Below are 12,700 nucleotides of genomic sequence, written 5' to 3'. Positions count from 1 at the left end.
CGCGCCTGCAATTCGAACTCCCGCGGAGCGCATATGACGGCACGTGACGACATCCTCGATCTCGGCAAGCGTATCGGCCAATCGATCATCGGACAGGAGACGATGGTCGAACGGCTGCTGCTCGGGCTGCTCGCCAATGGCCATCTGCTGGTCGAGGGCCTGCCAGGCCTTGCCAAGACGAGGGCGATCAAGAGCCTGGCAAAAAACCTCGATTCAGAGCTTTCGCGCGTCCAGTTCACGCCGGACCTGCTGCCTGCTGATATCACGGGATCGGAAGTCTATTTCTCCGAGGGCGGCAAGGGCGAGTTCAAGTTCCAGCAGGGACCGATCTTCGCCAATCTCATCCTCGCCGACGAAATCAACCGCGCGCCCGCCAAGGTGCAATCGGCCCTGCTCGAAGCGATGGAAGAACGGCAGATCACCGTTGGCGGCAAAAGCTATACGCTGCCTGATCTCTTCATGGTCATGGCGACGCAGAACCCAATCGAACAGGAAGGCACCTATCCGCTGCCCGAGGCCCAGCTCGACCGCTTCCTCATGCATGTCGAGGTCGACTATCCCGATGAGCAATCGGAAGCCGCGATCATGCGGCTCAACCGCGACGAGGAGAACGCCGCCCATAACAAAGGCATCGCTCCAGCCGCGGAACGCCTGAATCCGCAGGCGGTCTTCGATGCCCGCAAGGAAATCGGCGCGGTGACGGTCTCCGAACCGGTCGAGAAATACATGGTCGCCCTCGTCTTCGCCACGCGCTATCCGGATCGTTACGACAAGGACTTGGCAAAGCTCCTGCAGGTCGGCGTCAGCCCGCGCGGCGTCATCGGCCTCGACAAGGTTTCGCGCGCCTACGCATGGCTGAAAGGCCGCGATTACGTGACCCCCGACGATGTGAAGGCCATCGTCAACGATGTCTTTCGCCATCGCCTCATCCTGTCCTACGAGGCACATGCCGCCAATACCACCGCCGATCAGGTCATTGCCCGCATTACCGAACTGGTCGCGGTCTCATGAGTAGCGCGGCCTTCAGCAGCGATGGCGTCTACGTTACGACGGAACAGCTCGTCGCTCTCGAGGGCCGCGCCCGCAACCTGACCTTTGTCCAGAAAGCGAAAAGCCACCAGCAGCTCGCCGGCCGCATGCAATCGGCGCTGCGGGGCCGCGGCCTGATCTTCGAGGAATTGCGGGATTACCTGCCGGGCGACGATATCCGTTCCATCGACTGGCGGGTGACGGCCCGCACCAGCAGACCGGTCGTCCGAATCTACGGCGAGGAGAAGGAGCGGCCTGCCATCCTGGTGGTCGACCAGCGGATCAACATGTTCTTCGGCAGCCGCCGCGCCATGAAATCCGTGACCGCTGCCGAGGCCGCCATGCTCTGCGCCTGGCGCATTCTGGGGTCGGGCGACCGGGTGGGCGGCTTCATCTTTGGCGATGGCGACATAGAGGAGGTGAAGCCGCATCGCAGCCGCAACGCCGTCATCGCGCTTGCCGATAAGATTGCCGCCAAGAACGCGGCGCTGAACGCCGGCTTTGCGGGCGCGCCCTCTCCGGCCTCGCTGGACGAAGTGCTGCAACGCGTTGCGGGTGTCGCCCATCACGATCATCTCATCGTCATCATCAGCGATTTCGGCGGGCACGGCGTGACGACGCGCGATCTGCTGCTGGCGCTCTCGGCTCGCAACGACGTGATCTCTTTGCTGATCTACGACCCCTTTCTTCTGAAGCTTCCTAAATCCGCCGATATCGTCGTCAGCGGCGGAGGGTTGCAGGCGGAACTGTCGCTCAGCCAGGCCGGCGTGCGCAAATCCATCGACACATTCGCCCGCAATCGCGGCCGCGAATTGCGGGCATGGCAACGAGAACTTGGCTTGCCCATGCTGCCCGTCTCCACTGCCGAGGAGACGGCGCCGCAGCTTCGCCGCCTGCTCGAGCAATCCGCCTGGCGGCAGCGGAGGCGCTGATGGAGCCGAAAATCCAGCTCGATCCGATGACCGAGACAGCCTTCCGCTCTTTGCACGACATTGCGGTTCCGCCGCCGGTCTCCTGGCTGCCTCAGACCTGGGGTTGGGCTGCACTTGCTGTCTTGCTCGCCATTGCAGTTCTGGCGGTCTTCCTTGTCTGGCTCAGGCGATATCGCCGCAATGCCTACCGGCGGGAAGCCCTGCGATTGCTTGATGGCATCGAAGCCGACATTCGCAGTCCGGCGAACCGCGAAAAGGGTGTCCACGAACTGTCGGAGCTGTTGAAGCGCACGGCGCTCGCGGCATGGCCAAGGAGTGATGTCGCCGCCCTCACCGGTCAGGCGTGGCTACAACGCATGGACAGCCACGGAGCGGACAAGGCGCTGCCCCGCCTGCTCGATGATCTCGAATATCACGACGGTACGGCCATCGCCGCCCTTCCTCCCGATAGCGCCAATGAGCTCATCGTCCATTCGAGACGGTGGATCAGGAGGCACCATGTATCAGCTTGAGCATCCATGGCTGCTTCTGCTGCTTCCGCTTCCCCTGCTGATCTGGTGGTTGCTGCCGCCGCACCGGGAAACATCGGCATCGATCCGGTTGCCCTTCTTCGATCAGGTAACACGCGCCGCCGGCGTTCAGCCGACCGAGGGTTCCGTCGTCCCTAAGCGAGCCTGGCTGCAGACAATCGCCGAGGGCCTCGCCTGGTGCCTTGTCGTGCTGGCGCTCGCCCGGCCGCAATTCGTCGAGCCACCTCTCGAAAAGGTAGAGCCGCAGCGCGATATCCTGTTGGCGCTCGACCTCTCGCAATCGATGGAGACACGTGATTTCCCGGTACCCGACGGCAGTCTGGGAGCGCGCGTCGACGCCGTGCGAACCGTGGTTGCCGATTTCGTCACGAAACGACCCAACGACCGGCTGGGTCTTATCGCTTTCGGCGATGCGCCCTACCCGCTTGCCCCCTTCACCATGGACCACGATCTCGTGCGGATGATGATCAACGGATTGCTGCCCGGTATCGCCGGCCCGCGCACATCGCTCGGGGATTCGATCGGTCTCGCGCTCAGAATGTTCGAAAAGACCACTGTCCCCGAAAAAGTCCTGATCCTGCTGACCGACGGCAATGATACGGCGAGCAAGATGCCGCCGCTGAAGGCGGCAGAGATCGCCGGCAGGAATAACATCACCATCCATGCGATCGGCATCGGCGATCCCGCCGCGACAGGGGAGGACAAGCTGGACACGGGCACATTGCAGAAGATAGCCGCAGATACCGGCGGCCGTTATTTCTTCGGCGGCGACCAGAACCAGCTCGCAACCATTTACGACATTCTCGATCAGATCACGCCTGATGAACAGAAGGTGCTGTCCTGGCGGCCGCGTATCGAACTGTTCCATTGGCCGCTTGGCGCCGCGATCGTCATTCTCGCACTCTATCACCTCTTCGCAGGCACTCTCGGCCTGATCCGCAGGAGGGCAGTGGCATGATCACGGATCTGCATTTCCTGCGGCCATGGTGGTTGCTGGCGCTATTCGTTCCGCCTCTCATCCTCTGGCTGGCAGCACGCTCAGACGATATTCGCGACCGTTGGAAGAGCATGATCGCGCCGCACCTGCTCGACAAGCTGATCGTCGAGCCCATCGGTCGTGGCCGGATCAATCCGTCGTGGCTGCTCGCCGGTCTGATGGCCTTGGGCACGATCGCAGCAGCAGGTCCGACATGGCAGCGCGAGGCCCCGCCCTTTGTCGAGGATACAGCGCCTCTTGTCATCGCCGTCGATCTTTCGCAGACCATGGATGCGATCGATATCAGCCCCAGCCGCATCGAACGCGCAAAGCTCAAGATCCGCGATATTCTTGCCGCGCGACCCGGAGCAAAAACCGCAATCGTCGCCTATGCCGGCAGCGCCCATCTCGTGGTACCGCTGACGGAGGATGCGTCCTTGATCGAGAGCTACTCGGATGCGCTGGCGACACGCATCATGCCCAAGCCCGGCAAGGACACGTCAGCTGCGCTTTCGCTGTCGAACGACCTTTTCAAGACTGAGGGCATGGCCGGCACGATCCTCTTCCTGACGGATGGAATCGAACCGGCGGCACTGAATGCGCTGAAGGCCGCAAATGCCAATGGCGTCGTCATTCTCGGCATAGGGACAGCCGAAGGTGGACCGGTCAAGACGGCCGACGGCAACTTTCTGACCGGTGCGGGCGGCGGGCGTATCCTGCCCAAACTCGATGTCGAGGCCCTGAAACAGGTACAGTCGGCGACGGGGGCAGACGTCGCTACGATCACGGACGACGATACGGACGTGCGCTGGATCGGCCAGCGCATCAGCACGAATTTTTCGGATGCGCAGACTTCCGAGGGCACCCGCTGGCGGGATGTCGGCTGGTGGCTTGTCGCGCCTGTTGCCCTTCTGCTTGCTTTCTCCTTCCGGCGCGGCTGGGTGGTCAGGGTCGGCACCCTGCTTCTCGCGATCCGCCTGCTGACGCCGTCTCCGGCGGAAGCGGCTGACTTCATGGATCTATGGCTGACGCCGGACCAGCAGGGGCGACTGGCTTTCGAACAGGACGATTTCGAGAGGGCTGCCGGCCATTTCCGGGATCCCATGTGGAAGGGCGTCGCGCTTTACCGGGCTGGCCATTTTCAGGATGCGCTCGACACCTTCGCAGCCGTCGATACGGCCGAAAGCTGGTACAATCAGGGAAATACACTCCTGCATCTCGGCAAATTCGAAGAGGCCGTCGCGGCTTACCAGAAGGCGATCGAAGAACGGAAGGACTGGCCGGACGCTGAGGCCGACCTCGTCATCGCCGAAAGGCTGTTGAAAGAGCAGCAGGAGAAGGAACAGGAGCAACCGCAGGAGCTGAACGAAAAGCCCGACAGCGTCCAGTTCGACGACGAGGGAAAGCAGGGCAAGGAAGGGCAGATCAGCATCGCCGAACAGACGTCGGAGATGTGGATGAAGAACATTCAGGTGAGCCCGGCCGACCTGATGGCACGCAAGTTCGCAATGGAAGCGCAGGAGCAAAAGCAATGACGCGCTTTGCTCTGCTGTTTTGGCTGGTGATATCGGGAAGCGCGCTGGCTGCCGAGCCATTTGCGCGCGCTGCCATCGAAGGCAGCGGAGAGATAGTGCCGGGGCAGCAGGTGCGCCTGACGGTCGATGTCTTCGTACCCGACTTCTTCACCTCGTCGCCGCAGTTTCCCCTATTCGATGTTCCGAACGCCATGGTGACCCTACCGGAGGAGCGCAGTTTCAACCTGATGCAGACCATCGACGGCGTGCAATATTCCGGCATTCGCCGCAGTTATGCGATCGTGCCGGAAGTATCCGGCCCCTTTACCCTGCCGGATATCCCGATCGAGCTTGGCTATGCCGTGGAAGGAAAGCCGACAAAGGCAACCGTCACCATGCCGGGTATTTCTTTCACGGTCGGCGGCGGCTCCCTCCCGAACCAGCCGGTATTTGCGGCCCATGGTTTGACAATCGAACAATCCTTCGATCGTGATCCGGCCAAGCTGAAGGCAGGCGATGCGCTTTCGCGGACCGTCACCGTCACGGCTCTGGACACACAGGCAATGATGATGCCGCCGGTAAACATCGGCAGCGCATCCGGGCTGCAGCAATATGTGAAGCCGCCGAGGATAGAAGACGGCATAGATATCAACAGGGAAACGGCCAGCAGACACACCGAAACCATCATCTATACCGCCGCCACTGCCGGAACATTCGACATACCCGCGGTCTCCTACCCGTGGTTCGATGTCGACAGCAAAACGCAGAAAACCGCGACACTTCCCGATGTGAAAGTCACGGTCGGCGCCGCAGCGGCCAAAGAGGCGATCGCTCCACAGCTTTCACAGGAAGAGAACCCCTCGTCGCGCCCGCGCAGCATCTGGCTCATTGTCGCAATCGCCGTCGCATTGGCGGCTGCCGTCCTCATCGTCCGCCGGTTCGCACCCCGTTTCGCCGCATGGCGCTCGAAACATCGGGATATCGGAGATAGTTCCCGCTCCCATCACCTTCGCCAAATAACGCAGATCATCAGGACCGGCAGCGAAACCGCGATCTATGCAGCCCTTCAGTCCTGGGCATCGGAACTCGGGTACCGAACCATCGCCGATTGGCTGGCAAGAGAGGGCTCTGCCGACCTCAAGCAGCAGATCGATCTTCTGGAACGCAAACTTTTTGCGGCCCAAGTGGGTACCAATATTGATAGATGCGCAATCGCCAGAGCCCTTGTCCGCCACGGTGCTGTGATCGATGAGAAAAAGCGATCGGCGCTGCCGCCGCTCAATCCGGTCGCAGTCGATGGAAGATCGCCTGCCTAACGGCGGACCCGGTTTCTATTTCGGAAACAGGAACGTCATGCCGACGCGAAAGGCCCAGCCTTCGGCCCCATTATCGGGCGAGTCTGCCCAGTAGCGGACGCCGGCGGACAGGCTGACCGGCTGCTGGCCGAACTTCAAAAGCTTCGAAGCCTGTAGATTGATCGGCACCGACCACTGGTTGACCTCCCAGTCATAGGTGCTCTCGGTGTTGAGCGTGAAGGTCCAGGCATCCTTCGTCGTGTAGGAGAGGAAGGGCTGCAGGAAGGTCGAGCTGACATCCGCCCTGTCACTCTGTCCTGCGAAGGACCAGATATGGTTGGCAAGAATGCCATAAGTCCAGGGACCATCCTGTTTCAACAGCACCGCGGTTGGACCCGCGCCCCATTTCCCGGTCCCCAGCAATTCATCCGTAGCTGTCGGAATGAGAAAGACTGGGCCAACACCCCAGATGAGTCCACCCGGTCCAGGCTGCTTGGGAGAGAAGAAGAAGCTCTGCGTGATATCGCCGATGCCGAACTGATGCCCGGAGGAGCCAGCAATATCGTCCTGCCATATGACAGGCAGAATGGTGCGTGATATGATGTTCCAGTCCTCATTGATGGAGAACGGGATCACAGGTTGGATATTCAGCGTCTCGCGATTACCATCCTCGGGGCCGAAACCGCGGTCATAGTTGAACTGGAAGGGAACACTGATCAGAGAAGCGACGGGATTGCTGAGCTTCTTGGCAAGATCGCTGTTGGACTCTTGCGCGGCAGCCGCATCGATCATGCCGAAGAGCCCAGGCAAAAGCGCCAGCAGGCAACACGCGAACCTGTTCCGGCTCATCATATCCCTCCGATAGCCATGAAGGACGACAAGACACAGGGGCCTGCCGGCAAACAAGTACGTTACGGTAAATTTACGCAGGCTGTTACGCCATGAGCGGGCGCGTTTACCGTAACGTACTTCCGCCCACTGTCGTGACGCGCGAAGCTGCCGGTTCATAGTCCGGAGGTGGTGATGGCATTGGCATTCGACGATGGGCAAGCGTCAGGCACTGCACCCGAAGGCATGATCTGGATTCCCGGACGGACCTTCACAATGGGTTCGAATAGCCACTATCCGGAGGAAGCGCCGGCACATCCGGTCAAGGTCAATGGCTTCTGGATCGACGAGATCCCGGTCACGAACCGCAGGTTCACGGAATTCGTCAAGGCGACCGGCTATGTCACCTTTGCTGAAAAGGCGCCTGAAGCAAAGGATTATCCCGGCGCCAAGCCAGAGATGCTGCGCGCCGGATCGCTTGTCTTTTTCCAGCCGAAGACGGTCAGCGGACCTGATATCACCCAATGGTGGAACTTCAAGTTCGGCGCGAACTGGCGCAGGCCGCTCGGCGGCCTGAGCGACCTGCGGGGCAAGCTCGATCACCCTGTCGTCCACGTCGCCCTGTGCGATGCCAAGGCCTATGCTGACTGGGCGGGCCTTGACCTGCCGACTGAAGCGGAATGGGAGCTTGCAGCTCGCGGCAGCCTTGAGGATACCGAATTCGCCTGGGGCGACGAGCTGATGCCCGGCGGCACCCTCATGGCCAACACCTGGCAGGGAACCTTCCCTGTGACATCCACAAAACCGAAAGGCCATGAGCGGACCTCGCCCGTTCGCGACTTTCCACCGAACGGCTACGGCCTCTACGACATGATCGGCAATGTCTGGGAATGGACCACCGACTACTGGTCCGACCGCCACACGGAACCCGTTGCAAAAGCCTGCTGCATTCCAAGCAATCCGCGCGGCGGCGGCGTGGAGGCGAGTTACGATCCCCGCCAACCCAGCATCCGCATTCCGCGCCGTGTGCTGAAGGGCGGCTCGCATCTTTGTGCACCGAATTACTGCCGCCGCTATCGCCCGGCCGCCCGCCATCCCGAGCCGGAGGATACATCGACAAGCCATCTCGGCTTCCGCTGCATCAAACGCGTTTCAGCGCCACCGGAGGACGTCCATGAGACGATCCACTCAAACCATTGACGCAAGCCTTGCCTCCCTCGCCGTCGCTCTCGTCCTTCTGATCGCGGCGGCGTGGAACCCGGTCCTCGCGCAGGAGCCGCTGCCTTCGTGGAATGATACGTCCGCCAAGAGCCGCATCATGGATTTCGTCAAGGCAACCGTCACGGAGGGTGGTGAGGGCTATGTCGCGCCTTTGAACCGTATCGCCGTCTTCGACAATGACGGCACGCTCTGGTCCGAGCAGCCCTACTACGTGCAGCTCGGCTTTGTGCTCGACCGGGTCAAGACGCTCGCGCCACAGCATCCCGAATGGAAGACCAGAGAACCCTTCAAGAGCGTTCTCGGCGGCGACCTGAAAGGCGTCGCAAGAGGTGGTGAAAAGGGCATAGTGGACCTCGTGATGGTGACGCATGCCAACACGACCACAGACGAATTCAACACGATCGTCACCAACTGGTTTGCGGCATCGAAACATCCGAAGACCGGCAAGCCCTATACCGAGATGACCTACCTGCCGATGCGCGAACTGCTGGACTATCTGCGCGCCAACGGCTTCCGCACCTATATCGTCTCGGGCGGCGGCGTGGAATTCATGCGTCCGGTGACGGAACAGATCTACGGTATCCCGCCCGAACAGGTCGTCGGCAGTACGATTGCCACCGAATATGATCTGGTCGGCGACGTTCCGGTTCTCAGACGCCTGCCGAAGATCGACTTCGTCGATGATGGTCCAGGCAAGCCGGTGGGCATCAACAAGTTCATTGGCCTCAAGCCGATCTTCGTCGCCGGCAATTCGGATGGCGACTACGAGATGATGCGCTGGACGACGGCAGCCAAGAGCCCGGGCTTCGCCATGCTGATCCACCATACCGACGCCGCGCGAGAATACGCCTATGATCGGGATTCTGCCTTCGGAAAGCTGGATAAGGCGCTCAACGAGGCCGAGCGCCGCAACTGGCTGGTGGTCGACATGAAGAACGACTGGAAAAAGATCTTCGCTTTCGAGCAGTGAAAAGCGCTCGCGTGATTGCCGCGAGCGCCCTCGCGCAATCTCAGAAATGAAAGACGACGCCCAGGATCGGGCCATGCTCGACGATATCGTTGGTCAGGGTATCGTTACTATAGTTCACGCCGAGAGCACGATAGCCGGCAACGGCAGAAATGGCGTCGTTCCATTTGTAGCCGATAGCCGCCAAGACATCCCAGTCGAGATCGGCACCGCCGGCGCCGATCAGACCCCACCCGGTAAAATAGACCGAAGGCGTGATCGAATACATCCCCCTGACGCCGGCCATGGCGTCGACCCAGGTGGCATCGTCAGTGCCTGACACGCCGCCCAGCGGGCCGCCGGAAAAGGAGATCGTCGTTTCGGTATACCAGATCTTCACGCCGCCGATCACATCGAGGCGGCCCTGAGGCTCGTCAATCACCGAGTAACCCGCACCGATCATCGCCGTGAAGGTTTCCGTTTTCAGGTCGACCTCGTCGGCGAACACGCCGCGCGGCGTGGCCGAGTCCGTCGTTATGCGGGCATAGATAATATCAGTCATGATGCTGAAACGGTCATAACGGGCTTCGCCCGCTGCCATGAAGCCGAAATCGATATCCGAGAGAATGTCACCGAAACTCTCGTCGACATGAACCTCCGGAAGGCCGAAAACGCCGGTGTCGCCCGTGATCCCGGCGGCCCAGAAATAGGGCGATATCGAAAAGGTCCATTTGTCGGGATCATCCGGCCGCGGCTGCGGAGCGAGAACGGGAGCAATATCCGCAGCCTTCACGACTACGGGAGCGGCCAGAATCGCCGCGGAAAGCAATAGCATGGTGGTTCGCATCCAATATCCCTCTGCTGACCCGCGAATTCAAACTTGCCCCTGTAACGATAGGATACATCTCCGCCTCCAGGCGGAAGTACGTTACGGTAAACCGCGCCGTAAATGCCGCCGTAAACGGGCCTGTCGTTTTCGGGATATTAAGCCGCTTCTGCCTCGGAAGCTGAAAGGAAAAACGCTTCGAATGTTCTCGTCGCAGCGGCCGACCAGGTTGCAGGAGGGCTTTGCAGAGAGCGGGAGCGAGCAGCTAATCCCATTTACCGGTTCACGGCTCCGGTGACGTCGTTGAGCGCGAATACGGCCCCCGCCTTTGTCAGTCCTGCTACGATCTCTGCCGAAAGTAATGGCTGGAAGCGCCTTGCCTCGAGCTTCCATCGCAAGGTGCGCTCGAAATCCGGATCCCTGCCCCGCACATCGGCAAGCCGCTCCTTCGCCTGGTCGGAACCGAGCTGGCCGAGTGCGGCCACCTGTAAGGCTCGCACGACGAAATCGGTGCAGTTCACCTGTTCGGCAAGCAATGAGGCCTCCGACCAGTCGCCGCGGCGATAGGCATCCAGGGCAAGCACGAGCATGGCATCACGCGGCACGATATCGACGGCCCGCCCCGCATCCTGCGCCATGGCGACACCGGCGTCGAAGTAACCGGCCGAAAACAGTACGGAAGCAAGTTTCGCCACCGCATCCGGATTGCTCGGATTGAGCGAGATCGCCCGGTTCCCGGCCTGCAGCGCCGCATCGATGCGCCCGTCGGCGAACTGCGTCATCATCAGCGCCACATAGGCGCGGTCCGACATGGGAGCGATCGAAACCGCGCGGTTTGCCAAATCGAGAGCACGGGCGCGCACCACGGCATCCCCGGCCGCAGCCTCCGGAGCGATGAGGACACGCGCGAGCAGCGCCTTGGCATCGGAATTGCTCGGATCGGCGGCAAGCGTCCGTTCGAGACAGGAGCGCACCGCGGCCATATTGTCCGAGCTGCCGTCATCGAGCTGATATTCGGCACGCAGGACGCAGGCGTTTCCGATCGACTCCATACTGCTGGCATGCGTTTCGATATTATTGATCGCCCCCCGCGTCGCTGCAAAGCGGCGAGCAAGAACATCGACGATCTCCTGCCGGGTCGCTGCCGGACTCCTGCCATCGATGGCGATCTTTTCGAGCCCCGATTTCAGGAGGTCGCCGGACTGGCTGTCGACGATCTGCCACCAGACGCTCCTGATATCGCCGTCGCCGTAATATTTCATGTCTATTTCATAGGCCCGCCCCGCGACCTTCTGGGTTCGCTTACCAGCATGACCCGCCTTCGCCACTGTCAGCGTCTGGAATTGCGTCAGCGCCGTCAKCAGCATATCGCGCGTCTGGCTAGCCTCGCCCTGCAATCTGGTGTCGACGGCATCCATGGAAAGAGCAACCGACGGACGGACCGTCAGGGACGGCTTCGATGCATAGGCGATAACGCCGGCGGCAATCGCGACGCACAGCAGCAGCGCCACGCTCGCATGTATCGCCAGAGGCCGACCTAAGGGTGACACGGCAACAGGGCTCTCGACAACTTGAGAAACCGGAACATCATCCGGCGTCGCGGCCAGATAGCTTTCCAACGCCAGCTCTTCCTCGTCTTGTTCGTAAGGCACGTGCGAACGAGGGAAAAGCGTCACATACGTTCCCTTGGGGATGTGGATTGTCACATCGCGCTCGGCACCGAAGGCTTCGTAATAGTTCTCGACCGACGAACGCAGCCGGCTCACCTCGATGCGCACGATCGGATCGTTCGACGCATCGAAATTGCTCGCTCGGCCGAGAACGTCAAGTGCGATGGAATAGGCCTTAACCCCCTCCTCGCAGCCGGCGAAACGCCTTTCCGCAAGATATCTGAGAATGGCCCGTTGCCGTTCCGTGGCGTGGAATCTGGGATCGGACAGAATTCGTTCGAGTTCCGCCCTGGCCTCCGGCAACGATACTTCGCATGCCCTGGTATCGTGTACTTCAGCACCCATGATCGCCCCGTACGCGCTGATTAGGCTAAAGTATAACAGAGATGTTTATCGCCGAGACAGCAGCAGGTTGCAACCGAAAATGCTAACAAAACCAGTAGACGATCGATTTTAACGCGAGCCTGCGCCTCAATCCGGCGCGCTCGGGCGGTGTTCCAGGACATATTGGATGATGTCGGATTCGATTTCGGAACAGATGGTTTCGTATTCTGTCACCATCGGACAATGCTCGTCTCCAGGCTGCCGCATCAGCCGCCCCAGAGCGAGGCTTGCTTCTTCATAAGCCTCGAAGAGATCGTCGAGCGAATGGGATTTCGATGCGAGAAGCTGCAGTCTGCCGCGCATGGCAGGCAATTTCAGCATGAGCCGCCACAGCCCGCGCTGTGCGGTTTCGGTACTGTTGCGATTAATGCCTCCTTTCCCGCCCATTGGAACTTCAGCCTCCTGCTCATCCCGCCGACTATGAAGTGGCGGGCGGAAGATGGAAGTACGTTACCGTAAATCCGCCACCGTTTACGCTTCTTCCCTCGCCTTTACCCCGGAGTTTACTGTAACGTACTCCCATAAGCGCATCGGCTGTGCTCATCCTTC

At 60.7% G+C, this 12,700-nt stretch carries 12 protein-coding genes; 8 read left to right on the top strand and 4 right to left on the bottom strand.

Annotation, left to right across the window (positions count from 1 at the left end; genetic code table 11):
• Nucleotides 1-33 precede the first annotated feature (33 nt).
• From AC1DM5_RS03690 to AC1DM5_RS03665, 6 genes are read left to right on the top strand one after another with little or no spacing between them, the layout of a single operon-like run.
• Nucleotides 34-1,011 carry an AAA family ATPase gene (locus AC1DM5_RS03690; RefSeq protein WP_477821113.1) on the top strand — a complete coding sequence of 326 codons (978 nt, stop codon included), beginning with the start codon at nucleotides 34-36 and terminating at the stop codon, nucleotides 1,009-1,011.
• Nucleotides 1,008-1,961: a DUF58 domain-containing protein gene (locus AC1DM5_RS03685; protein WP_477821114.1), complete on the top strand. Its 954-nt coding sequence runs from the start codon at nucleotides 1,008-1,010 to the stop codon at nucleotides 1,959-1,961. Before AC1DM5_RS03690 ends, AC1DM5_RS03685 begins: the two co-directional genes overlap by 4 nt.
• Complete coding sequence (locus AC1DM5_RS03680) at nucleotides 1,961-2,473, top strand: DUF4381 domain-containing protein (protein ID WP_477821115.1); 513 nt, start codon at nucleotides 1,961-1,963, stop codon at nucleotides 2,471-2,473. The genes AC1DM5_RS03685 and AC1DM5_RS03680 overlap by 1 nt, the downstream gene beginning before the upstream one ends.
• Complete coding sequence (locus AC1DM5_RS03675) at nucleotides 2,460-3,449, top strand: vWA domain-containing protein (protein ID WP_477974611.1); 990 nt, start codon at nucleotides 2,460-2,462, stop codon at nucleotides 3,447-3,449. Before AC1DM5_RS03680 ends, AC1DM5_RS03675 begins: the two co-directional genes overlap by 14 nt.
• The gene (locus AC1DM5_RS03670) at nucleotides 3,446-5,002 is read left to right on the top strand and encodes a VWA domain-containing protein (protein ID WP_477821116.1); all 1,557 of its coding nucleotides are present in this window, start codon (nucleotides 3,446-3,448) and stop codon (nucleotides 5,000-5,002) included. Before AC1DM5_RS03675 ends, AC1DM5_RS03670 begins: the two co-directional genes overlap by 4 nt.
• Nucleotides 4,999-6,297, top strand: coding sequence for a hypothetical protein (locus AC1DM5_RS03665; RefSeq protein ID WP_477821117.1), 1,299 nt, complete (start codon nucleotides 4,999-5,001; stop codon nucleotides 6,295-6,297). The genes AC1DM5_RS03670 and AC1DM5_RS03665 overlap by 4 nt, the downstream gene beginning before the upstream one ends.
• Nucleotides 6,298-6,312: 15 nt before the next feature.
• On the opposite strand, the gene AC1DM5_RS03660 is transcribed toward AC1DM5_RS03665, so the two are convergent.
• Nucleotides 6,313-7,068, bottom strand: a complete 756-nt coding sequence (locus tag AC1DM5_RS03660; RefSeq protein ID WP_477821140.1) for a transporter — start codon at nucleotides 7,066-7,068, stop codon at nucleotides 6,313-6,315.
• A 231-nt stretch (nucleotides 7,069-7,299) separates the two neighbouring features.
• On the opposite strand from AC1DM5_RS03660, the gene AC1DM5_RS03655 reads away from it, so the two are divergent.
• Nucleotides 7,300-8,304: a formylglycine-generating enzyme family protein gene (locus AC1DM5_RS03655; protein ID WP_477821118.1), complete on the top strand. Its 1,005-nt coding sequence runs from the start codon at nucleotides 7,300-7,302 to the stop codon at nucleotides 8,302-8,304.
• Nucleotides 8,279-9,295 (top strand): HAD family hydrolase, encoded by a 1,017-nt coding sequence (locus AC1DM5_RS03650; RefSeq protein ID WP_477821119.1) that lies wholly within the window; start codon nucleotides 8,279-8,281, stop codon nucleotides 9,293-9,295. Before AC1DM5_RS03655 ends, AC1DM5_RS03650 begins: the two co-directional genes overlap by 26 nt.
• A 40-nt stretch (nucleotides 9,296-9,335) precedes the next feature.
• Here the strand turns inward: AC1DM5_RS03650 and AC1DM5_RS03645 are convergent, their stop codons facing one another.
• The 3 genes from AC1DM5_RS03645 to AC1DM5_RS03635 form a co-directional block, all read right to left on the bottom strand.
• Nucleotides 9,336-10,118: a DUF481 domain-containing protein gene (locus tag AC1DM5_RS03645; protein ID WP_477974609.1), complete on the bottom strand. Its 783-nt coding sequence runs from the start codon at nucleotides 10,116-10,118 to the stop codon at nucleotides 9,336-9,338.
• Between the two features lie 254 nt (nucleotides 10,119-10,372).
• Nucleotides 10,373-12,112, bottom strand: coding sequence for a hypothetical protein (locus tag AC1DM5_RS03640; RefSeq protein WP_477974607.1), 1,740 nt, complete (start codon nucleotides 12,110-12,112; stop codon nucleotides 10,373-10,375).
• 126 nt (nucleotides 12,113-12,238) lie between these two features.
• Nucleotides 12,239-12,538, bottom strand: coding sequence for a hypothetical protein (locus tag AC1DM5_RS03635; protein WP_477821122.1), 300 nt, complete (start codon nucleotides 12,536-12,538; stop codon nucleotides 12,239-12,241).
• Nucleotides 12,539-12,700 lie beyond the last annotated feature (162 nt).

This window comes from Rhizobium sp. 01T437 (assembly GCF_056398505.1).
Note: the sequence above shows the minus strand (reverse complement) of the source record. Positions and strands in the feature narration are given on the sequence as shown.

Bases quoted from the DNA above. Each gene is read 5' to 3' on its own strand.
- AC1DM5_RS03690 (WP_477821113.1), top strand. From the start codon at position 34: ATGACGGCACGTGACGACATCCTCGATCTCGGCAAGCGTATCGGCCAA.
- AC1DM5_RS03685 (WP_477821114.1), top strand. From the start codon at position 1,008: ATGAGTAGCGCGGCCTTCAGCAGCGATGGCGTCTACGTTACGACGGAA.
- AC1DM5_RS03680 (WP_477821115.1), top strand. From the start codon at position 1,961: ATGGAGCCGAAAATCCAGCTCGATCCGATGACCGAGACAGCCTTCCGC.
- AC1DM5_RS03675 (WP_477974611.1), top strand. From the start codon at position 2,460: ATGTATCAGCTTGAGCATCCATGGCTGCTTCTGCTGCTTCCGCTTCCC.
- AC1DM5_RS03670 (WP_477821116.1), top strand. From the start codon at position 3,446: ATGATCACGGATCTGCATTTCCTGCGGCCATGGTGGTTGCTGGCGCTA.
- AC1DM5_RS03665 (WP_477821117.1), top strand. From the start codon at position 4,999: ATGACGCGCTTTGCTCTGCTGTTTTGGCTGGTGATATCGGGAAGCGCG.
- AC1DM5_RS03660 (WP_477821140.1), bottom strand. From the start codon at position 7,068: ATGATCGATGCGGCTGCCGCGCAAGAGTCCAACAGCGATCTTGCCAAG.
- AC1DM5_RS03655 (WP_477821118.1), top strand. From the start codon at position 7,300: ATGGCATTGGCATTCGACGATGGGCAAGCGTCAGGCACTGCACCCGAA.
- AC1DM5_RS03650 (WP_477821119.1), top strand. From the start codon at position 8,279: ATGAGACGATCCACTCAAACCATTGACGCAAGCCTTGCCTCCCTCGCC.
- AC1DM5_RS03645 (WP_477974609.1), bottom strand. From the start codon at position 10,118: ATGCGAACCACCATGCTATTGCTTTCCGCGGCGATTCTGGCCGCTCCC.
- AC1DM5_RS03635 (WP_477821122.1), bottom strand. From the start codon at position 12,538: ATGGGCGGGAAAGGAGGCATTAATCGCAACAGTACCGAAACCGCACAG.